Source organism: Longimicrobiaceae bacterium (assembly GCA_035696245.1).
Taxonomy (GTDB): domain Bacteria; phylum Gemmatimonadota; class Gemmatimonadetes; order Longimicrobiales; family Longimicrobiaceae; genus DASRQW01.
Genome location: DASRQW010000183.1, coordinates 1 through 20,465 on the forward strand (window position 1 = coordinate 1; position 20,465 = coordinate 20,465).

General features: G+C 71.6%; 16 protein-coding genes. 5 read left to right on the top strand and 11 right to left on the bottom strand.

The features are described from left to right. Positions 1-491: 491 nt before the first annotated feature. From VFE05_08655 to VFE05_08665, 3 genes are all read right to left on the bottom strand, one after another. Positions 492-1,484, bottom strand: coding sequence for an MBL fold metallo-hydrolase (locus VFE05_08655; GenBank protein ID HET6230126.1), 993 nt, complete (start codon positions 1,482-1,484; stop codon positions 492-494). Next, positions 1,481-3,646, bottom strand: a complete 2,166-nt coding sequence (locus tag VFE05_08660; GenBank protein ID HET6230127.1) for a 3-hydroxyacyl-CoA dehydrogenase NAD-binding domain-containing protein — start codon at positions 3,644-3,646, stop codon at positions 1,481-1,483. Before VFE05_08660 ends, VFE05_08655 begins: the two co-directional genes overlap by 4 nt. A 374-nt stretch (positions 3,647-4,020) precedes the next feature. Then, complete coding sequence (locus tag VFE05_08665) at positions 4,021-4,800, bottom strand: SDR family oxidoreductase (protein HET6230128.1); 780 nt, start codon at positions 4,798-4,800, stop codon at positions 4,021-4,023. A 147-nt stretch (positions 4,801-4,947) separates the two neighbouring features. Here VFE05_08665 and VFE05_08670 point away from each other — a divergent pair, with 147 nt between their 5' ends. Further along, complete coding sequence (locus VFE05_08670) at positions 4,948-6,096, top strand: acyl-CoA dehydrogenase family protein (protein HET6230129.1); 1,149 nt, start codon at positions 4,948-4,950, stop codon at positions 6,094-6,096. A gap of 297 nt (positions 6,097-6,393) precedes the next feature. On the opposite strand, the gene VFE05_08675 is transcribed toward VFE05_08670, so the two are convergent. Both VFE05_08675 and VFE05_08680 read right to left on the bottom strand, forming a co-directional pair. Then, entirely contained in the window at positions 6,394-8,976 is a 2,583-nt protein-coding gene (locus VFE05_08675) for a glycogen/starch/alpha-glucan phosphorylase (GenBank protein ID HET6230130.1), read from the bottom strand. Next, the gene (locus VFE05_08680) at positions 8,969-10,198 is read right to left on the bottom strand and encodes a sensor histidine kinase (protein HET6230131.1); all 1,230 of its coding nucleotides are present in this window, start codon (positions 10,196-10,198) and stop codon (positions 8,969-8,971) included. Before VFE05_08680 ends, VFE05_08675 begins: the two co-directional genes overlap by 8 nt. A gap of 330 nt (positions 10,199-10,528) precedes the next feature. On the opposite strand from VFE05_08680, the gene VFE05_08685 reads away from it, so the two are divergent. Next, positions 10,529-11,452 carry a serine hydrolase gene (locus VFE05_08685; GenBank protein ID HET6230132.1) on the top strand — a complete coding sequence of 308 codons (924 nt, stop codon included), beginning with the start codon at positions 10,529-10,531 and terminating at the stop codon, positions 11,450-11,452. Between the two features lie 261 nt (positions 11,453-11,713). Here VFE05_08685 and VFE05_08690 read toward each other — a convergent pair whose 3' ends face one another. Further along, positions 11,714-11,911 (bottom strand): hypothetical protein, encoded by a 198-nt coding sequence (locus tag VFE05_08690; GenBank protein HET6230133.1) that lies wholly within the window; start codon positions 11,909-11,911, stop codon positions 11,714-11,716. A gap of 122 nt (positions 11,912-12,033) precedes the next feature. Here VFE05_08690 and VFE05_08695 point away from each other — a divergent pair, with 122 nt between their 5' ends. Both VFE05_08695 and VFE05_08700 read left to right on the top strand, forming a co-directional pair. Continuing rightward, positions 12,034-12,312, top strand: coding sequence for an oxidative damage protection protein (locus VFE05_08695; GenBank protein HET6230134.1), 279 nt, complete (start codon positions 12,034-12,036; stop codon positions 12,310-12,312). 315 nt (positions 12,313-12,627) lie between these two features. Then, positions 12,628-13,107, top strand: coding sequence for a DinB family protein (locus VFE05_08700; GenBank protein HET6230135.1), 480 nt, complete (start codon positions 12,628-12,630; stop codon positions 13,105-13,107). Between the two features lie 202 nt (positions 13,108-13,309). Here the strand turns inward: VFE05_08700 and VFE05_08705 are convergent, their stop codons facing one another. The 5 genes from VFE05_08705 to murQ form a co-directional block, all read right to left on the bottom strand. Beyond that, positions 13,310-14,767 (bottom strand): glycoside hydrolase family 3 N-terminal domain-containing protein, encoded by a 1,458-nt coding sequence (locus tag VFE05_08705; protein HET6230136.1) that lies wholly within the window; start codon positions 14,765-14,767, stop codon positions 13,310-13,312. Between the two features lie 609 nt (positions 14,768-15,376). Beyond that, positions 15,377-16,555 (bottom strand): hypothetical protein, encoded by a 1,179-nt coding sequence (locus VFE05_08710; protein HET6230137.1) that lies wholly within the window; start codon positions 16,553-16,555, stop codon positions 15,377-15,379. 23 nt (positions 16,556-16,578) lie between these two features. After that, positions 16,579-17,739 carry an anhydro-N-acetylmuramic acid kinase gene (locus VFE05_08715; protein HET6230138.1) on the bottom strand — a complete coding sequence of 387 codons (1,161 nt, stop codon included), beginning with the start codon at positions 17,737-17,739 and terminating at the stop codon, positions 16,579-16,581. Beyond that, positions 17,733-18,215 (bottom strand): hypothetical protein, encoded by a 483-nt coding sequence (locus VFE05_08720; GenBank protein HET6230139.1) that lies wholly within the window; start codon positions 18,213-18,215, stop codon positions 17,733-17,735. The genes VFE05_08715 and VFE05_08720 overlap by 7 nt, the downstream gene beginning before the upstream one ends. After that, the gene (gene murQ / locus VFE05_08725) at positions 18,208-19,134 is read right to left on the bottom strand and encodes an N-acetylmuramic acid 6-phosphate etherase (GenBank protein HET6230140.1); all 927 of its coding nucleotides are present in this window, start codon (positions 19,132-19,134) and stop codon (positions 18,208-18,210) included. Before murQ ends, VFE05_08720 begins: the two co-directional genes overlap by 8 nt. Positions 19,135-19,624: 490 nt before the next feature. On the opposite strand from murQ, the gene VFE05_08730 reads away from it, so the two are divergent. Beyond that, the coding region (locus VFE05_08730) for a gamma-glutamyltransferase (GenBank protein HET6230141.1) at positions 19,625-20,465 on the top strand (841 nt) is incomplete at its 3' end.

Here is a 20,465-nt window from a genome sequence, read left to right on the forward strand (position 1 = left end):
GTACAGGTCGAGGAAGAAGAGCGTGTGATAGGCCAGATACCAGAACTCCGGCTGCGCCGCGCGGTCGCCCCACAGGTCGTCCGGGCACGCGGCGATCGCGTTGTCCAGCATGTCGATGGCCGCGCCGTACTGCCGCCAGAACGTCGCCTTCCACGCCTCGTCCATCGCCGCTCCGTCCGAAGGTCGATTCGCTCGATGACAATCTGCCGTGACGTCTTCGCGCAAGAGAGCGCTCGCGGGATGGCTGGTCAAGGGCGGAACGGAACGGCGGCCCTCTCCCCGCTCGTCGCCTCGCTGCCCCTCTCCCAAAACTGCCTGGGAGAGGGGCGGGGTGTTGTGCGTGGTGGAGCTTCGGCGCGCAGCCCGAGCGTCGGCGGACACCGACAGGCCTACTCCGCGATATGAGCGGGCGCCGGTCCCGCAGGCCAGCGACGGCGCCTCAGACACAAAACAACCCTCCCCCAGGCAGTTTTGGGGGAGGGTCGCCGAGCCTAAGCGAGGCGGGGAGGGGGCCCGCCTTGCCCCCATCTCTCCACCTCTCCCGGCACGCGAACGACCTCGCCGTTGCGCTCCAGGTAGACGAGGTGGGCGACCGTCTCGCGGAAGGCGTGCAGCAGGTTCGCGGGAGGCAACGCGCCGAAGACGGCGAGAGCCACCTCGTACGCGGTGCGCGGCTGGTCGAGCGCGGCGAGCATCTGCGCGGCCCGCTCGTCGTGGTGCGCGAGGATGGAGTCGATGCGCGCCGCGAAGTCCGTGAACGGCTCGCCGTGCGAGGGGAGGACCAGGTCCACCGGCAGCTCGCGCAGGCGCCGTAGGGACGCGACGTAGTCCGACAGCGGGTCCGCCGCGTACATGTCCGCGCCGATGTTCGGCGAGATGCGCGGCAGCACGTGGTCGCCCGCGATCAGCAGCCGGCGCTCGGGATGGTAGACGATCACGTGGCCGGGCGAGTGCCCGGGCGTCAGGATCCACTCCCATCCCCCGCCGCCGGGCAGCTCCCCGCGCTCGCCGCGCAGGATCACGTCCGGCCGGAAGTCCTCGTACTGCCGGTGGATGAAGTCCGACGCGGCCACCAGCGCTGGCACTACGTCCGCCGGCACGCCGGAAGATGCGAACCCGTCGCGGGCGAGCGCCCGGTCCTCGGGCCAGCGGTCCACGAAGCGCCGCGCCAGCTCCTCCTCGCGCTCGTGGATGGCGACCTGCGCGCCGCTCCACCCGCGCACCGCGCCCGCCAGCCCGTAGTGGTCGATGTGCGCGTGCGTGAGCACCACGTACGCCAGGCTCTCGGGCGTGACGCCCAGGTGCCGCGCGCTCTCGCGCAGCGCGTCGCGGCCGCCGGGCGTGTCCATGCCCGTATCGACCAGCGTGTGGCCGTGCGGCCCGTCGATCACCCACGCCGCCACCTCGCGCGGCGGGAAGGGGAGCGGGACAGACAGACGGTGGACGCCGGGCGCGACCTCCACCGGCGCGGCGGTCTGGCTCACTTCGCCCCGTCGCTGAACTTCTCGCCGCTCTTCGCCCGCTCGACCAGCATCGTGGCGGGAGCGAAGCGCGGGCCGTACTTCTGCTCCAGCTTGCGAAGACGGTCGAGGACGTCCTGCGCGCCCACCTGGTCCACGTACCAGAACGGACCGCCGCGGAAGGGCGGGAAGCCGATGCCCAGCACCGCGCCTACGTCTCCGTCGCGGGCGCTGCGGAGGACGCCTTCCTCCAGCGTGCGGACAGCCTCGTTCACCATCGTCAGCGCCAGCCGGTCCTGGATCTCCTCCCGCGGCACGGACTTCCGCGCCGGGCTGCCGATCACGGCGTAGACGCTGTCGTCCGGCCCCGCCTTCTTGCCGTCCTCGAACTTGTAGAAGCCCTTACCGTTCTTCCGGCCCAGCCGCCCGTCCGCCACCATGCGGTCGACGACGCTGCTCGGCTTCATGCGGTCCGCGAACGCCTCGGACATGATCTTGCCGGCCTTCTGCGCCACGTCCAGCCCCACCTCGTCGTACAGGGTGATGGGGCCCACCGCGTATCCCCAGCCCGTCATCGCCTTGTCGATCTCCTCGATGGCGACACCTTCCTCCAGCAGCAGCGCCGCCTCGGCCATGTACGGCGACAGGATGCGGTTGGCGTAGAAGCCCGGCGCGTCGTTCACGATGATGGGCGTCTTGCCGATCTGCTTGCCGTACGCGTGGCTCGTTGCCGTCACCCAGTTCGCCGTGCGGTCGGTGACGATGATCTCCAGCAGGGGCATCTTCTCCACGGGCGAGAAGAAGTGCAGCCCGATCACGTTCTCCGGCCGCTCCGCCGCCTCGGCCAGCGTGGTGATGGGGATGGTGGACGTGTTGGAGCCCAGCACCGTGTCCGCGCCGATGACCTCCTCGATCTGATGGAGCACGTCGTGCTTCAGCTTCACGTCCTCGAACACCGCCTCCACGATCAGGTCGGCCGAGTGGAAGCCCGTGTACTGGTAGGTCGCCTCCACGCGGTCCTTGAGCGCCGTCTCCACGTACTTGGGCGACTTCTTCCGCTTGGCCCGCTTGGAGAGGATGTCGCGCGCCGTCCGCAGCCCCTTCGCCGCCGCCTCGGCTGTCACGTCCTTGAGGCGCACGGAGATGCCGGACTCGGCGGACGCGGCGGCGATGCCGGCGCCCATGAAGCCCGCGCCCACCACGGCGATGCGCTCCACCTTTTTCGGCTTGGTCCCCTCCGGCAGCGCGGGATCGTTCTTCGCCGCCGTGGTGACGAAGAAGAGGTGCACCAGGCTGCGTGCCTCGGGCGTCACCGCCAGTTCGCCGAACGCGCGCGCCTCCAGCTTGAGCGCTTCCGCGATGGGCTTGTCGATACCCTTCTCCACGACCTGGAGGATGCGGAGCGGGGCGGGATAGAGGCCCTTCGTCTTGCTCATCACCCCCTGCCGCGCCGCGCGGAAGATGATGGCGCGCATGCCCGGCAGGTTCTCCACCCACTGCGGCGAGCCCGTGCGGCGCCCCGCCTTCGGCTTCTTCGCGCCGGACGCGAGGTCGCGCGCCGCGCGCTTCGCCACGTCCAGCAGCACCGGCGCGGGCACCACCTCGTCCACGATGCCGGTGCTGCGGGCGCGGCGTCCGTCCAGCTGCTTGCCCGTGAGCATCATGTCCAGCGCCGCACGGATCCCGATGAGCCGCGGCAGCCGCTGTGTGCCGCCGGCGCCGGGGAGGATGCCGAGCTGCACCTCCGGCAGGCCCAGCTTCGTCTTGGGCGAGTCGGTGGCGATGCGGTAGGTGCACGCCAGCGCCACCTCTAGCCCGCCGCCCAGCGCCACGCCGTCGATGGCCGCCACCACGGGCAGCCGAAGCTCCTCCAGCCGGTTCAGCAGCGCCTGCCCGGCCGTGCTCACCGCCTCCGCGTCGGCCGCCGAGCCGAACTTCTCGAACTCCTCGATGTCCGCGCCCGCGATCCAGGTGCCGCGCTTCTCGGAGACGATGACCGCCGCGACGGCGCCGCCCTCCTCGCCCTCCAGCCGCGTGAGGATGTCGCCCATCACGTCCAGCAGCTCGGCGGAGATCACGTTCACCGGCTTGCCGGGCTGGTCCAGGCGGATGACGGCGATGCCGTCCTCCACGGTCATGGTGGCGGGCGCGGAGGTCTTCCTGTCCCGGGTTGCCGTGGCTGCCATCGGCTCGCTCCTGTGTGCGATTGAAGTGGTACGCGTCGCGAAACGTCCGCCGCTGTGCTGCCGTGCTGATGAATCTCTCGAACGACTGCGGTCGATGGGCGGCGGGGAGGAGGCCCCCTCCCCGACCTCGCTTAGGCTCGGTCGACCCTCCCCCAAAACTGCCTGGGAGAGGGTAGGGATCGTCGCGGCCAGCAGCTTCGTCGCTTCCGCTGGTTTGTCTCGTTTCGGGAGATGCGAAGCATAGCATCGTGCCCGATCGTCATCACATCAGCGGAGATGCTGAGGCTTCGGGTGATACGCGCTCCGACGCTCATCCCCGGAGCTTATCTCCCGATGCCGATCCGCGAACCCGCGAGTTCTCCGCGGATGCGCGGCTAGGAGACGCTGAGGCCGCCGTCGACGACGAGGACCTGGCCCGTGACGTAGCCCGCGGCGGGCGAGAGCAGGAAGACGGCGGCGCCCATCAGCTCGTCTTCGCCGCCGGTGCGGCGCAGCGGGATCGCGCGGTCCATCGCGGGGCCGGCGGCGTCGAGCACGGCCTCCGTCATCTTCGTGCGGAAGAAGCCCGGCGCCAGGGCGTTCACGCGGATGCCGTGGCGAGCCCACTTCACCGCCAGGTCGCGCGTCATCGCGATCACCGCGCCCTTGGACGCGCTGTAGCCCAGCGCGTCCATCACCTCCGGCGGCGTGCCCTGCAACCCCGCGATGGAGGCGACGTTGAGGATCGCGCCCGGCGCCCCGCGCGCGATCAGCCGCCGCCCCACCTCGCGCGAGCAGAGGAAGGTGCCGGTGGAGTTCACGTCCATCACCTTCCGCCACGCATCCAGCGTCATCTCCGCCGCGGGAGCGCCCCACGCCGTGCCCGCGTTGTTCACGAGCAGGTCCACGGGTCCCAGTGCCGCTTCCACCTCATCGAAAGCACGCCGCACGTCCTCTTCCGACGAGACGTCGAGGCGAAGCGCGAGCGTCCGCGCACCGTCCTCCGCAAGTTCCGCGGCTACGGCCTCGCACGCCTCGCGCTTCCGCGACGCGAGCGCCACGGAGGCGCCCGCCTGCGCCAGCCCGCGCGCGATCTGCTCGCCCAGGCCGCGTCCGCCGCCGGTGACCAGCGCCACCCGCCCGGACAGGTCGAACAGCTGCGTCAGCGTGCGCATCCGGCGGTAGATTTCGGAGGGCTGTGGGGGCCGCGCGGGTTGCGTCCGGGGCGGCGGAACGGGATAATCTAGCGGCCCGCATCGCCCTGGCAATCGCCGACTTAACTGAGCGCCGCTCAGTGTTCCCGTACCCTTTCCGAGCCCCTCATGGACTACCGCATCCCCGCCGAGGTCGCCGAGCTGCGCGACCGCGCCCGCGCCATCGTGGACGACGTGCTCATCCCCGCCGAGCCCGAGGTCCTGCGCACCGGCATCGTGCCGGAACACGGCGTCCGCGCGCTCAAGGAAGCGGGGATGTACGGCATCACCATCCCGGTGGAGTACGGCGGCCTCGGCCACCACACGCTCGCCCAGGTGCTGGTGCACGAGGAGCTTGCCCGTGCACACCACGGCTTCCTGCACGCGCTGGCGCTCTCCAACGGCATCGGCGCGTCCACGCTGCTCCAGACGGGGAGCGACGAGCAGAAGCGGAAGTACATGCCGGCCATCGCCCGCGGCGACATCACCACCGCGTTCGCGCTCACCGAGCCGGAGGCGGGCTCCGACGCCGGCCGCATCTCCACCACCGCCGTGCGCGAGGGCGGCGAGTGGGTCATCGACGGAACCAAGCACTACATCACCAACGGCGCCGGTGCGGAGCTGGTCACGGTGCTCGCCGTCACCGACGCGGCGAAGGGCACGCGCGGCGGCGTCACCGCGTTCCTGGTGGACCGCCGCGAGCACCCCGGCGTGGTGGTGGAAGAGGTGCAGAAGACGATGGGCACCGCGCCGTACGTGCAGGCGCGGCTCCGCTTCGACGGCGTGCGCGTGCCGGCGGAGAACGTGCTGGGCGGAGAGGGCGCGGGCTTCCGCCTGGCGATGGCGGCGCTGGACCACGGACGCATCGCGGTGGCCGCAGGCGCGCTTGGGCCCATGGCGCGGCTGATCGGCGCGATGGCGGCGCGGGCGCGGAGCCGCGAGCAGTTCGGCGGGCCCATCTCCCAGTTCCAGGCCGTCCAGTGGATGATCGCCGACTCCGAGACCGACCGCTACGCCGCCCGGCAGATGACGTACAACGCCGCCTGGCGCCTGGACCAGGGCGAGCGCGTGACCCGCGAGGCCGCCATGGCGAAGCTCTTCGCCACGGAAGCCGTGGGCCGCGTGGCCGACCGCGCCGTGCAGCTCTTCGGCGGCCAGGGCGTGATGGAGGAAGGCCCCGTCCAGCACCTCTACCGCGACGTCCGCGTGATGCGCATCTACGAAGGCACCAGCGAGATCCAACGCCTCGTCATCGCCCGCGAGGCGCTGAAGGGGTGAAGCAGGCTGTGAAGACTCATCCCGACCGCTCGCCGGTGGTATGAATCCACCGGCTATGGACTGCGGTCGTCCTTGCGGACGAGGCCCCGCACGTGCTCGAGCGGCCTAGCGTCTCGAGAAATCCGACGCGAGAGCGCTGGTTCGGCCTCAACGCGCTGAACCACTCGGACGCGTGACAGCCCCGTCCGAAGGACGACCGCCGTTCCCAGCCGGGCGTTTCATACGTTCCGGGAAGTAGCGATCGAGCTTCCAAGCGTGATGCAGTCCATAGCGGGCCGCGCCTCCACAGCCGTGCATCTACAGCTTCCAGATCTTGTCGGCGTATTCCTTCACGGACCGGTCGCTGCTGAACCAGCCGCAGCGGGCGACGTTCAGGATGGCCATGCGCGTCCACGCCTGCGGGTCGCGGTACGCAGCGTCCACCCGCGCCTGGGCCTCCACGTACGCGTCGAAGTCGGCGAGCACCATGAACGGGTCGTGGTGCAGCAGGTCCTCCACCAGGCGGCGGAAGCGGCCCGGCTCGTCTGGCGAGAGGGCGCCGCTGAGCACGTGGTCCAGCACGCGGCGCAGGCGGGGGCTGCCCTCGTACACGGCGCGGGGGAAGTAGCCCTCGGCCTTGCGCTGCTCCACCTCGTGCGCCTCCAGGCCGAAGATGAAGATGTTGTCCGCGCCCACCGCCTCGGCGATCTCCACGTTCGCGCCGTCGAGCGTGCCGATGGTGAGGGCGCCGTTCAGCGCGAACTTCATGTTGCCGGTGCCCGACGCCTCGAACCCGGCTGTGGAGATCTGCTCGGACAGGTCGCTGCCGGGGAAGATCTTCTCCGCCATCGACACGCGGTAGTCCGGCAGGAAGGCCACGCGCAGCAGCTCCGCCGCGGCCGGGTCGGCGTTGACCTGGCGGGCGATGGCGGCGATCAGCTCGATGATGGTCTTCGCCGTCCAGTACGTGGGCGCCGCCTTGCCGCCGAACAGCACCGTCCGCGGCACCGCGCTCGCCGAGGCCCCGTCGCGGATGTCGAGGTACGCGTCGACCACGCGCAGGGCGTTGAGCAGCTGGCGCTTGTACTCGTGCATGCGCTTGACGTGCACGTCCACCAGCGCGTCCGGATCTACCGTGACGCCGGCGACGTCCTTCACCAGCCGCGCCAGGCGCCTTTTGTTGTGCGCCTTCACCGCGCGCCAGCGCTCGCCGAACGCGGAGTCGTCGGCCAGCTTCTCCAGGCGCGACAGCTCGGGGAGGTCCACGATCCACCCGTCGCCGATCCGCTCCGTGACGAGCGAGGTCAGCTCCGGGTTGGCCTTCACGATCCAGCGGCGCTGCGTGATGCCGTTGGTGACGGAGATGAACCGCTCCGGGTACAGCTCCGCGAAGTCGCGGAAGATGCTCTCCTTGAGGATCTGCGTGTGCAGCGCGGCCACGCCGTTCACCGTGTGGCTGCCCACGATGGCCAGGTGCGCCATCCGCACCTGCCCGCCGGAGATGATGGCCATCCGTTCCTCGCGGGCCGAGTCGCCGGGGAACTTGTCGCGCACACGGTCGCGGAAACGGCGGTCGATCTCGCGCACCAGGTCCAGGTGGCGAGGGAGCAGGCGGCCGAAGAGATCCACCGACCACGTCTCCAGCGCCTCGGGCAGGACCGTGTGGTTGGTGTACGCGAAGGTGTTGCGCGCCAGGTCGAACGCGTCGTTCCACTCCATCCCGTTCTCGTCCATCAGCAGCCGCATCAGCTCGGGGATGGCCACGGCGGGGTGGGTGTCGTTGAGCTGGACCTGCACCTTGCTGGTGAAGTCGGCGAAGCTCTTCCGCTCGGTCTTGTAGCGGCGGATGATGTCCTGCAAGGTGGCCGAGACGAAGAAGAACTGCTGCTTGAGCCGCAGCTCCTTGCCGCTGCCCGTGTCGTCGGGTGGGTACAGGACCTTGGAGATGGTCTCGGTGTGCGTCTTCGCCTCGACCGCGGCGATGTAGTTGCCGCGGATGAAGCCTTCCAGGTCGAACTCCTGCGTAGCCTTGGCCGCCCACAGCCGCAGCGTGTTGACGGTGTGGTTGCAGTAGCCCGGCACCGGCGTGTCGTACGCCATCGCCAGCACGTCGTTGGTGTCCACCCAGCGGAAGCGCGCCTTGCCGTCCTCGCCCAGCGTGGTCTCCACGCGGCCGTAGAACTTCACGGGGTAGGTGCGGTCCGGCCGGGCGATCTCCCACGGGTTGTCGTCCTGCAGCCAGTTGTCCGCCACCTCCACCTGGCGTCCGGCGGCGTCCACCTTCTGCCGGAAGATGCCGTGCTCGTAGCGAATCCCGTAGCCGTAGCCCGGCAGCTCCAGGGTGGCCATCGAGTCCAGGTAGCACGCGGCCAGCCGTCCCAGGCCGCCGTTGCCCAATCCGGCGTCCGGCTCCAGCTCCTCCACCTCCTCCATCCGGTACGCCAGCTCCTCCAGGGCCTCGGCGGTGGCGCCCTCCATGCCCAGGTTGATGAGCGCGTTGCCCAGCGTGCGCCCCATCAGGAACTCGAGCGAGAGGTAGTAGACGCGCTTCACGTCGTCGCGGTCGTAGCCCGCCTGCGTGGCGGCCCAGCGCTCGGCCAGGCGGTCGCGGATGGTCCACGCGGTGCTCATGTACACGTCGCGCGGCGTGGCGCTGGAGCGGTCGCGGGCCAGCGTGTACGTCACGTGGTCCGAGATGGCGCGCTTGAGCGCGTCTACCCGCGTGGTCCTGCGGCCCGTGTCGGGGTGGTTTCGCTGCAGCAGCATGGCATCGGTGCGGAAAGCCCCCTCGCGCGAGTGCGCGGGAGAGCCGGAATCGGGATCCTCGGCGGTGGCCGGAGAGGGGATGCCTTCTTCTACCGTGGCCCCGGCTGCGTCGTTCCCCCCGGCCGCATCATCCATCGCCGTCTCCCGTGGTGGTGTGCGTGCGCTGCCCGCGGCGCCAGGGCAGGGCGATGAGGAAGCGCGAGCCTTCCGCGCGGTCGAAGTCGGCCCACGCGCGGCCACCCAGCGCCTCCACCGTCTCGCGAACGATGCTGAGGCCCAGCCCCGTGCCCTCCACGCCGGTGACCGTCTCGCCGTGCGCGCGGTAGAAGCGCGTGAAGAGCTGCTCGCGCGCGTCTTCCGGCACGCCCAGCCCGTTGTCGGCCACCTCGATCACCAGCTCGCAGGCGCCCTCGGGCGTCTCGTCGGTGATGCGGCCGCCCACCGCGACCCAGCGCGCGGCCTTGGCGGGGTCGGAGTACTTGATGGCGTTGGAGACGTAGTTGGAGAGGCTCAGCTCCAGCGCCGCCGCGTTCACCTCCACGTCCGGCAGGTCCGGCGAGATGCGCATCTCCACGCCGCGCGTCTGCGACATCTCGCGCAGCTGGCGGCAGACCTCGCCGGCCACCTGCGGGAGCAGCACGTTGCGCTGCTGGCGCGCGTCGCTGGCGGTGCGCGACAGCTCGATCAGGTTCTCCAGCACGCCCTGCATGGCGTGCGCGTTGCTCTCCACGATCCCGGCGAACCGGGCGCGCTGGGCCGGGTCGGCCACGATCTCGGCGTCGGCCAGCAATTGCGCGGCACCCAGGATGGAGCCGATGTGGTTCTTGAGCTCGTGCGAGACCATGCGGTTGAAGCCGCGCAGCCGCTCCTCGCGCTCGCGCACCTTCTCGGCGGCCAGCGACAGGTAGTGCGTGGTGGTGACCTGCTCGATGACGGAGACGGCGCGGAAGAGCCGCTGCGCGCAGGCCAGCAGCTCGCTGCGGGTGCACGGCTCGTCGATGGTGTCCACGATGCGCACCAGGAAGGCGAAGAGGATGCCCCCCAGGATCTCGTACTCCTTCAGGATCTGGTGCGCGTCGAAGCCCTGCGCGTACCGCAGCTGCCCCAGCTCGATGGCCTTGCCGGTCACCGGCGCGTCGGCGGTGATCTCGTCGGCCGGGTCCTCCATGTAGTCCGCGATCTTGTCCATCAGGATCGGGACGTGGTCCAGCAGCTCGTTAGTGGGGAAGACGAGGTTGGGGTCCAGGTCCACCCGTGCGGAGATGCGGTCCAGCCACCGGCGCGTCAGGTCCTCGCGCGCGTCGCGCATGGCGGTGGCGAGGGCGCTGGCGAGCTTGCAGTTGATGGATGTGTCCATGGGTCCGCGAAGGCGTGTAGGCGGGGCGCGCGGCCCCGTCCCTGCCCGGCGCGCGCACCGGCGGCGCACGGGAACGGCCAACCCGGGAGCACGATGCGGGCCATGTCGCCGCGCTCCGCCGGCGGGCGCAGGCGGGTCCGCCCGGCGGAATGTCCGCCACCTGTCCCGTACGGTCTTCCCGAGACGAACCCATCCGAGGGACGGCCGAGGATGGCATGCCCGCGCCTCGCATCCGCCGAACCCGTTGCCGGGGCGCACGAACGCCGTAGGTTGACGGGCATCGCCGCCCCGCATCTCCCGAACTCCCGTACCGCGATTGGCCAGATGACGATGATGCGCCCGATGCTCGTCTCCCTGCTCGCGCTCGTTGCGGGATGCGTGAGCGTGCAGGCTCGGCCCAACGCTTCTCCGGCGAGGATGGAGGGGCTGGAGGCGGAGGTGCGGACCGCGATCCGCGCGGCGGGCGGGGACACGGCGGAGGTCTCGGTCGCGCTGCTGGACCTGGCGACCGGCGACACGCTCATGGTGGATGCGCACCGGCCTATGCACGCGGCGAGCACCATGAAGGTGCCGGTGATGATGCAGCTCTTCCGGATGGCGGACGCACGCGCGCTGGCGATGGACGACTCCGTTCCCGTCCGCAACGCGTTCCGCAGCATCGCGGACGGCGGCACCTACACGCTCTCGCCCGCGGACGACGGCGACAGCACGCTCTACCTGCGCGTGGGCGGCAAGGCGACGGTGCGCGAGCTGACGGAGCTGATGATCACGCGGTCCAGCAACCTCGCGACGAACCTGCTGATCGAGCTCGCGGGGCCGGAGCGAATCGCCCGGACGCTGGCGGAGGCGGACGCGGGAGAGCTGAAGGTGCTGCGCGGGGTGGAGGACAACGCGGCCTTCCGCGCGGGCCTCAACAACAGCGCCACCGCTTATGGGCTGATGCGCGCGCTGGAAGCGATCGCGCGGGGCCGCGCGGGATCACCCGCCGCGACGCGGGCGATGCTGGAGATTCTGGAGAGGCAGCACTTCCGCGAGATGATCCCGGCGGGCCTGCCGCCCGGAGTGCGGGTGGCGAACAAGACCGGCAACATCACGCGCATCGAGCACGACGCGGCGATCGTCTTTCCGCCCGGCCGCGCACCGTACGTGCTGGTCGTGCTCACCCGCGGCTTCGACAACCCGGCGGAGGCGCACGCAGTGGGACGCGAGGTTTCGCGTCTGGTGTACGCGGCGGTGGGGGGGGGAGGGAGATAGGCGTCAGCGATGATGGCGATGCGGAACGCGGAACGCCGAGCATCTTCCGATCGACGAGACATCGCGAGCCTCGGGCTTCGTTCGCGCGACGAAGCGTCGCCGGGCGTATAAAACACCCGGCTGAGAACTGCGGTCGTCCTTCGGACGAGATGCCTTCGTTGTTGAAGCGCCGTGCTCGATCCGAGCGTCGAGAGCGGAAAGCGCGGTCGATTCGGGCGGTCGCGCAGCTCGTGGCGCCTATTCCAACCCGCAGTGACCAACTCACTCGCCGGCGGTGACTTGCTCGATACGCTCGTCTTCGCGGACGCGGGCGCGGCCGCTGTTCATCGACCGTCGCTCCTCCGTCTGCCCGTCTGCGCGACGGATGCGGAGGAGGACGTGGCCGGCGCGGGTGAGCGCGGGGTTCCAGGTGGCGGTGCGCCCTTCGTCGGAGAGGCGCGCGGGCAACGGCTCGGGCATGGCGGCTCCGGTACGGGCGGTGCGCTGGACGGACGGAGGCGGCAAGGTATATTCCGTGCGGAGTGCGCACCACCGCACGCGCGGCGCGGCGCCCGAAAACGACCCGAGAGGAAGAGACCCTCATGGCGGACATACAGTGCACGCGCTGCGGCGAGACCAAGCCGCAGCTCCCCTTCGCGCCGTTCAACAACGACCTGGGCAAGCGCATCCACGCGGAGATCTGCACGGAATGCTGGGCCCAGTGGCTCAAGCAGCAGACCATGCTCATCAACCACTACGGCCTGAACGTCCGCGAGCCCGACGCCCGCAAGTTCCTGTTCGAGAACACGGAGAAGTTCCTGTTCAAGACCGGCGAGACGGAAGTCGTGGACACCAGCAAGCAGGGCACCATCTCCTGGTGACACAACGCTTTCGCCTCGGTCGATGACGGGCGGAGGAAGACGATGGATGCGCGGGGCGCTGCCGAGAGGCGGTGCCCCGCGTCGCATTTCCGGCTTGCGTCGGTGGATGCGCGGCATCGGCAGGCCGCGGGCGAGGCGCGAAGGATGCAGCAGGCCGCGCATCTGCGGAGGTGCGGCGGCGGTTCGATTTGTCGGCTGCCGTGCATCTCCCGAACACGTGCAGCTGCGGATGGATGCACGGCCGTGCATCTCCCGATTGACGTTGCCGGCCGATCAGCGGCCGGACATCAACCGAAAACCTTGCGAGGCGGACACATGCACGGGGAAAAGACGCTGCGGGAAACGCTGGCGAAGGCGCTGGGGTGGGGCGAGGCGCACGCGGACTACGACAAGGCGGTGGCCGGGCTCGCGGCGGACAAGCGCGGCGTGCGGCCGGACGGCGTGCCGCACTCGCCGTGGGAGATCGTGGAGCACATCCGCCTGACGCAGCGCGACATCCTGGAGTTCTGCCGCGACGCGAGCTACCGCGAGCGCGATTGGCCTGCGGACTACTGGCCTCCCACGCCCGCCCCGCCCAGCGACGACGCGTGGGACGAGAGCATCCGCGCGTTCCAGGCCGACCGCGAGGCGATGAAGCAGCTCGCCGCGGACCCGGAGATCGACCTGTTCGCCGCGATCCCGCACGGCAGCGGGCAGACGTACCTCCGCGAGCTGATCCTCGTGACCGACCACACCGCGTATCACGTCGGCCAGCTCGTCACCGTACGCCAGGCCCTCGGCGCGTGGGAGGGATGAGAATGATTGCTGACGACGAGGGCCGAGTGGGCCTGCCGTCGGACAGCCGCCCTTGAGCGCTTCGGATCTCTCTTCCATTAGCGCCTTCGGGCAGCCACACGTCGTCCCTGGAAGGACTCATCTTCGGGGAGCCCAGCTCAGTTCCGCAGCCTGAATGAGCTTCTTTTAAGCGCAGGGGGCCGGACGAGCGAGGTCAGGGCCCCTACCGGTCCAACCCCGCCGCGCTCCCCACCATTCCGCCCGTCCGCCCGGTGAGCCATGCGACCGCGGCCTCCTGCATGATCGCCTCGCCGCCCCAGGCTGCGAGGAGGTTCGCGGCGGTAGGGATCTCGCCCGCAAGGCGCGGGTGGCTGAAGAGGACGACGGTGGCGTCCGGGTGCTCCGCCGTGATCTCGCGAACCCGTTGCTGGGCGGCGGCGGAGATGCCGGGGCGGCCCTTCCAGGCGCGGATGTCGGAGTAGAGCACCACCAGCGGGGTCCCATTCTCCGAAAGCTCCACGCCCGCCGCCTCCAGCGCCTGCGGGAAGGTGACGCGCGGGTACGGCGCCCACGGACCGCCGGTGTCGTCCTCGATCTCGATCAGCCGCACGGGGCCGGACGGCAGCTCGGGCGTGCCGCGCATCACGCGCAGGGTCCGGACGGCGGTCGCCAGGGCCCAGCGGCGGTCGTCGTCCGTGCCCCAAGCCGCGCCGGTATCGCCTGCAACGCGGTCGGCCGCGGCGGCGATGCGGGCCAGCGCCTGCTCCACCCGTGCGCGCGGCAGCCGCCCGTCCTCGATGGCGGCCTCTACCTCCGCGATCACGGCGCCTTCGTCCTTCGGGTATAGCAGTACGTCGCAGCCCGCAGCGAGCGCGAGGACGCCGGCCTTGGCCTCGGTCACGTCCTCCGTCAGCCCGTCCATGATGAGGGCGTCGGTGACCACCAGCCCGTCGAAGCCCATCTCGCCGCGCAGCAGGTCGTGCAGGATGGGCGGCGACAGCGTGGCCGGGCGGCACTCCGCGTCCAGCGCGGGATAGCAGACGTGCGCCGTCATCATCGCATCCACCCCCGCCGCCACCGATGCGCGGAACGGGTGCAGGTCCGTCTCCAGCTCCTCGCGCGACGCGTCCACCCGCGGCCGCTCGATGTGCGAGTCGCCCACGGTGCGACCGTGCCCGGGGAAGTGCTTCGTGCAGCTCAGGGCGCCCCCGCGCGTGCAGCCGCGGACCCAGGCGCTCACCTGCTCCGCCACCGTGCCCGGCCGCGTCCCGAACGCCCGCGTGCCGATGATGGGGTTCTCCGGCTCCAGGTCCACGTCCGCCACCGGCGCGTAGATCCAGTTCACGCCCAGCGCCCTCGCCTCGCGCGCGGTCAGCTCGCCGGCGCGCTCCGTGGTCTCCAGGTCGCGTAGGAAGCCGAGCGCCGCGGCGGGCGGCAGCGGCGTGGTACCGCGGAACTGCTGGCCCGCGCCCCGCTCCAGGTCGCTCGCCACGAGCAGCGGGTGGCGCGAGCGGCGGTGCAGGTCGGCGGTCAGCTCGCGGACGCGCTCCGCCTCGCCGCCGAAGAGGATGAAGCCGCCCACCCCCAGCTCCAGCCCGCGCTCGATCACCTCGCGGAACCCTTCCCACCCCGTCTCCGCGTTCCAGCGGATGGCGGGCAACAGCAGCCGTGCGACGTTCAAAACGGACTCCGATCAGCTCGGTTCATGTCTTCGGTAGATGTGCAACGGACTCGCACCCCGCTCCACGACAGGCATTCGGCAGATGCGATGCCGCGCATCTCCCGTCTCGCGATATGCGTTCAGCAGATGCGAGGCCGTGCATCTCCAGACTTCGTCGCGCGATGCCTGGCGGTTGAAACCGCGGCAACAGAAGCGCAAAGTCCGCCTTCGCGGACTAACCCCGCCCCGCGGCATCCTTCGGATCCAACTCGGCCGCCGCGCTTCCGTGACGGGAGCAGCGCGGCAGCGGCATCGTCGCGATCCGAGCAGCGCGGCAGCGGCATCGCCCTGGCGGCTAAAGCCGCGGGCTACGACGGCGCGAAGCCCGCCTGCGCGGGCTGCTGCCGCGGCATCCCCGCGGCGCCATCCACCGCGCCATCTGAAACGCCCCACGACCGCGCCACAGCGTCGGGACCGCCTCCTCCGCAGCGCGCAGCGCGAGTCCGCCGGACGCTCAGCAGAGAGGAGTCCGTTCGCAGAGCGCGGAGCACCCAGCATGCTCCACCGCCGTTCCTTCCCCCGCTTGCGGGGGAGGGCAGGCGAGTTTTACGAGCCGGGTGAGGGCCCCCCCTACCGCCGCACCGGCGCCTGCGGCACGCCCTCGAACGGGTCGGGCAGCAGGAAAGTGGACACGCCGACGCCACGAAGGACGAAGCCGTCGCGCGCCTCGCCCACCACCAGGCTGCGCACGGGAGAGGCCGCGCCTGCGTCCGTGCGCGCCTGTAGCTGGCCGAGGCGCTCCAGCGGCGCCTCGGCGAACGAGGCACGGACCACGTCGTACGTCTGCACCGCGCCGCGGCGCTCGGCGGTGCGCTCCTGGAGGAAGACGAAGCGGTCGCTGAACGGCACGGGCCGCGGCGCCGTACCGGGCCCCAGGACACGCGTGGCGCCCGTCCGCAGGTTGCGGATGCGCACCTGGTGCTCGGCCTCGTAGACCACTGCGTCGCCGTGCGTGTCGAAGAACGCGGGGATCACGCCGCCCACCGCCTCCACCTCCTGCGCCAGCGGCACCAGGCGCTTGCCCTGCACCTCCACCCACAGCGCCCCCACGTCCACGTGCGCCAGTGTGTCGCGGCGCACCGGGTGGAAGACGATCTTGGGCGTGCTGTCCGAGCCCGCCGTGCGGAAGTCGCCCGTGCGGTCCGCCACCAGCGGCGCGCCGCGGGCCTCCAGCAGCGCCAGGAGCTGGCGCGCGACCACCTTCACCTGCGGGTCTTCCTCCTGCTTCAGAAGGGCGCGGACGAGCGGTGCGTCCTCCACGTCCAGACCTTGCAGCACGTTCAGCCGCACCTCGGGCGCGCGGTCCAGGATGGCGCCGCGCACCGCCACCGCCGCGGCGGCGGACTCCGGCGCCAGGCGCTCCAGGCCAACCACCGCGGCTGAGCGGACCACAGCGGAGCCCGCGTTCAGCACCACGCGCCGCAGCACGGGCACCGCCGCGGGCGCGCGCCGGTCCGCCAGCAGGATCGCCGCGTTGGCGCGCACCGCGTCCTTGGCGCGCGAGTCGTCCAGCAGCGACACGAGCACCGCGTCCAGCTCCGGCCCCAGCGACTCCAGCTGCGAGCGGTCGCGGTAGAAGCGCGCGTCGGGCGCGTCGGTGTTCAGCACGCGCGTGACCTGCGTCTCCAGCCGCGAAGGCGCGGGCCCGCGGCCGTGGCGCGGAGGCCCGCACGCGGCCAGCCACGCCGCCGCCACGGGCAGCAGGGCGAGCGGCGCCAGGAACGCGCGGGCATCGTTGCGCAGGTGCATCGCGAAAGCTCCGCGGCGGGAGATCAGGCGCCCCTTCGGGAGGCGCCGGGAGTGAAGGAGCCCAGCACGCGCGGCCCCGCCGCGCCGGTGGCGGCAGGCACGTTGGCGGGAATGCCGCGAAGGTGGGCCCAGGCGAGCAGGGCGAAGGCCACGGCCTCCTTCGCCTCCGGATCGACGCCCAGCGCGCCGCCGTCCACCACCGGCAGCGGCGCCAGCAGCTCGCGGATGCGGCCCACCAGCGTGGGGTTGCGCGCGCCGCCGCCGGTGAGCACCACCTCGTCCAGCCCGCGGGGGATCACCCAGCGCCTGTACGCGCCGGCGATGGTGCGCGCGGTGAGCTCGGTGAGCGTGGCGACGAGGTCCAGCCAGTCGCCGTCCCCCTCCGGCTCCGTCGCCTCGGCAAGGCGGACCACGAACGGCCGGCCGAACTCCTCGCGTCCGGTCGATTTCGGCGGCTCGGCGGCGAAGTACGGGTGGCGCAGGAGGTCCGCCAGAAGCGCCTCGTCCACCCTGCCGCGGGCGGCCAGGCGCCCGTCGCGGTCGAAGGTCGAGCGGCCCCCCGTGGCGATCTCCACCGCGGCGTCGATCAGCGCGTTGCCGGGCCCGGTGTCGAATGCGAAGACGTCCTCGCCCGAGCCCTTCGGCGGCACGCGGGTGACGTTGCCGATGCCGCCGATGTTCTGGAGGGCGCGGGCGCGGTCCGGCAGCGAGAAGAGCAGCGCATCCACCCACGGCACCAGCGGCGCCCCCTGCCCTCCCGCAGCCACGTCGCGCGTGCGGAAGTCGCTCACCACCGCGATCCCCGTCCGCTCCGCGATGGTCGCCGCGTCGCCGATCTGGAGCGTCGCGCCGCGCCGCCCGTCGGACGGCGGACGGTGCCACACGGTCTGCCCGTGCGAGCCGACCGCATCCACCGACTCCGGAGGTACGCCCGCCTCCGCGCAGACGCGGAGGACGGCTTCGGCGAACCACTCGCCCAGGTCCGCGTGCAGGCCGCACGTCGCTTCCGCGGTGCCCGCCAGGATAGCGCGGTGGATGGCCTCGCGGCGGTCCTCCGCGTACGGCGCGGTGAGGGAGTGCACGACCCGCATCTCCACGTCGTCCGTGCCCGTGCCGCCCACCTCCACCAGCGCGGCGTCCACCCCGTCCAGCGAGGTGCCGGACATGAGGCCCACGATCAGCACGCGGCTCGCCCCGAGCGGCCGGCGGCGCGCACCGCCTCCAGCGCCGCCCCGTCGCCGCGCGCCACGTCCACCAGCAGGCGGAAGGTCGTGCGCACAGAGCCGTCCGCGTCCACCGCGCGCCAGTCCCACACCTCCAGCCCGCGGCGCTGCACCTGCGCGAAGAGGCGGTTCCGCAGCTGCGCGAACACATGTACCATCGCCTCCGCATCCCTCCGCCCGTCCCACTCCGGCGCCGCGGCAGACGCGTTCGGCGCGGCCACCTCGCCAGACTTCAGGCCGACCAGCGCGTCCAGGTTCGCCTGCTCGCGCACGGCCGCCTCCGTGACCACGCGGAGCACCTCCGGGCTGTCCGCCGGCGCGTCGTCCACCGCAACGCGAAGGGCGCGCGGGGCGATCTCCAGTCGCACGAGCAGGTCTTCCCACTCCGCGATGTCGGCCGGGCGCTCGGGGACCGCCTCCACCACGGCGTCAGGCATCTCGCCCGCCCGCGTGCTTGAGGATCGCGCCCAGCTGGCCGCCGCAGCGGGCGAGCAGGGCCGTGGCCCGGTCGCGGTCGGTGTCCGTCCAGTGCATCACCATCGCCGTCTTCACCTTCCCCCCGGCACGCTCCAGCAGGGCAGCCGCGTCGTCGCGCTCCAGGTCGAGCATCTCCATCAAGATGCGCTCGCTGCGGTCCTGGAGCTTCTGGTTGGTGACCCGCAGGTCCACCATCAGGTTCCCGAACACCTTGCCCAGGCGGATCATTGCGCCCGTGGAGATGGTGTTCAGCACCAGCTTCGTCGCCGTCCCCGCCTTCATGCGCGTCGACCCCGTGACGACTTCCGGTCCCACCAGCGGGGCGACCACCACGTCGTAGACCTCCAGCATCCAGTCCGCCGGCGGCGTGCAGAGCAGAAAGCCCGTGCGCGCGCCGCGCTGCTTGGCCCGCGTGAGGGCGCCGTGCACGTACGGCGTGGTGCCGCTTGCCGCGATGCCGAACACGAAGTCGTCCGGCCCCACCTCGCGCTCGTCCATGGCGGCCGCGCCGGCCTCCGGGTGGTCTTCGGCGCCCTCCATCGCGCTGGTGAGCGCCTTGGGGCCGCCTGCGATCAAGCCCTGCACCATGCGCGGGTCCGTGCCGTATGTGGGCGGCATCTCCGACGCGTCCAGCACGCCCAGGCGGCCGGACGTGCCCGCGCCCACGTACAGCAGGCGCCCGCCCGCGCGGAACGCCGCCTCCGCCAGCTCCACTGCCCGCGCGATGGGCTCCAGCTGCGTGGCGACGGCGGGCGCGACGTGCTGGTCCTCGGCGTTGATGATCCGCACGATCTCCAGCGCGGGCAGCCGGTCTATGCCCGCCGTGGCGGGGTTTCGCTGCTCCGTGAGCCGGGAGTCCAGGATCGGTCGCTCGGTCATCACTCGCCAGTGGGTGTGCACCGGCGCCGGCGGGTTTCCGCGGGCGCGGCGGCGGGGTCGCGCTCCCGCCGTGCAGCGTGCAACGTGGGCCGTGAGCCGCGCAGATGCAAGAGCCCCGCCCGCCCCGATTCCCAGCAGCCGCGCCGCCCTCCGCGTGAACGGTTGGTCGGAGGCGGATCGTCGCACGCGCCGGCGATGGCGGGCGCGGAGATTGCCGCGCGCCGCACGCGACGTACTTTGCTGCAGATGCACGGCGACGCGCACTGGATGCACGGCGGCGCGACACACGGGATTCACGGCTCGCATTCCGGTAGCCGAATCGCACTCGACGCATTCCGGTAGATGCGACGCAGTTGATGAGTTCCGGTAGATGCGCTCGGTCGATGCACGGCCGCGAACCCCGCATCTCCCGCGCATCCGCATCGCCACCCTGAGCATCACCGCCGATGCGCGGCGGACGGCCTCCATCTCCCAACCCACACCCGAGCAGATGATGCAACATCTTCGCTTCATCTCCGCCGCTTCCGTCATCCTCCTCGCTGCCGGAAGCACGGCGGGTGCGCTCACCTCCCCGTCCGCCAATACGCGGCGTGCATCGCTTCCGCCCGACACGGTGCGGTTCCCGGACGGGTGGGGCTTCCCGGCGGGCTCGGTGGCTCCGGTGACGGCGCGGCAGGGGATGGTGGTGACCACGGACCGCGTGGCGAGCGAGATCGGGGCGGAGATCCTGCGCCGCGGCGGCAACGCGGTGGACGCCGCCGTGGCGACGCAGTTCGCGCTCGCCGTGGTGAACCCCGAGGCGGGCAACATCGGCGGCGGCGGGTTCATGGTCGTGCGCATGGCCGACGGGACCACCGCGTCGCTCGACTTCCGCGAGAAGGCGCCCGGGGGCGCCACGCGCGACATGTACCTCGACTCGGCCGGCAACGTCACCGACCGCTCGCTCGTGGGCCACCTCGCCAGCGGCGTTCCCGGCTCCGTCGCGGGCATGTGGGAGGTGCACAAGCGCTTCGGCACGCGGCCATGGGCGGAGCTGCTCCAGCCCGCCATCGCCCTGGCGGACGGCATCGTCGTGCACGAGCGGCTCGCCTCGTCGCTGTCGCGCAATGAGAGAATCCTGCACGCCTTCCCCGCCACCTCCGCCGTCTTCCTGCGCGACGGGCGCCCGCTGCGCGTGGGCGAGCGGCTGGCGCAGCCCGACCTGGCCGCCACCCTCCGCCGCATCGCCGAGGGCGGCGCGGACGGCTTCTACCGCGCCCGCACGGCCGAGCTGGTGGAGGCGGAGATGCGGCGCGGCGGCGGCATCATCACCGCGGCGGACATGGCCGCGT

Coding starts and splice junctions, on each gene's coding strand:
- VFE05_08660 (HET6230127.1), bottom strand. CDS start 3,646: ATGGCAGCCACGGCAACCCGGGACAGGAAGACCTCCGCGCCCGCCACC.
- VFE05_08665 (HET6230128.1), bottom strand. CDS start 4,800: ATGCGCACGCTGACGCAGCTGTTCGACCTGTCCGGGCGGGTGGCGCTG.
- VFE05_08720 (HET6230139.1), bottom strand. CDS start 18,215: ATGCCTGACGCCGTGGTGGAGGCGGTCCCCGAGCGCCCGGCCGACATC.
- VFE05_08690 (HET6230133.1), bottom strand. CDS start 11,911: ATGCCCGAGCCGTTGCCCGCGCGCCTCTCCGACGAAGGGCGCACCGCC.
- VFE05_08695 (HET6230134.1), top strand. CDS start 12,034: ATGGCGGACATACAGTGCACGCGCTGCGGCGAGACCAAGCCGCAGCTC.
- VFE05_08670 (HET6230129.1), top strand. CDS start 4,948: ATGGACTACCGCATCCCCGCCGAGGTCGCCGAGCTGCGCGACCGCGCC.
- VFE05_08710 (HET6230137.1), bottom strand. CDS start 16,555: ATGCACCTGCGCAACGATGCCCGCGCGTTCCTGGCGCCGCTCGCCCTG.
- VFE05_08700 (HET6230135.1), top strand. CDS start 12,628: ATGCACGGGGAAAAGACGCTGCGGGAAACGCTGGCGAAGGCGCTGGGG.
- VFE05_08675 (HET6230130.1), bottom strand. CDS start 8,976: ATGGATGATGCGGCCGGGGGGAACGACGCAGCCGGGGCCACGGTAGAA.
- VFE05_08685 (HET6230132.1), top strand. CDS start 10,529: ATGATGCGCCCGATGCTCGTCTCCCTGCTCGCGCTCGTTGCGGGATGC.
- VFE05_08680 (HET6230131.1), bottom strand. CDS start 10,198: ATGGACACATCCATCAACTGCAAGCTCGCCAGCGCCCTCGCCACCGCC.
- murQ (HET6230140.1), bottom strand. CDS start 19,134: ATGACCGAGCGACCGATCCTGGACTCCCGGCTCACGGAGCAGCGAAAC.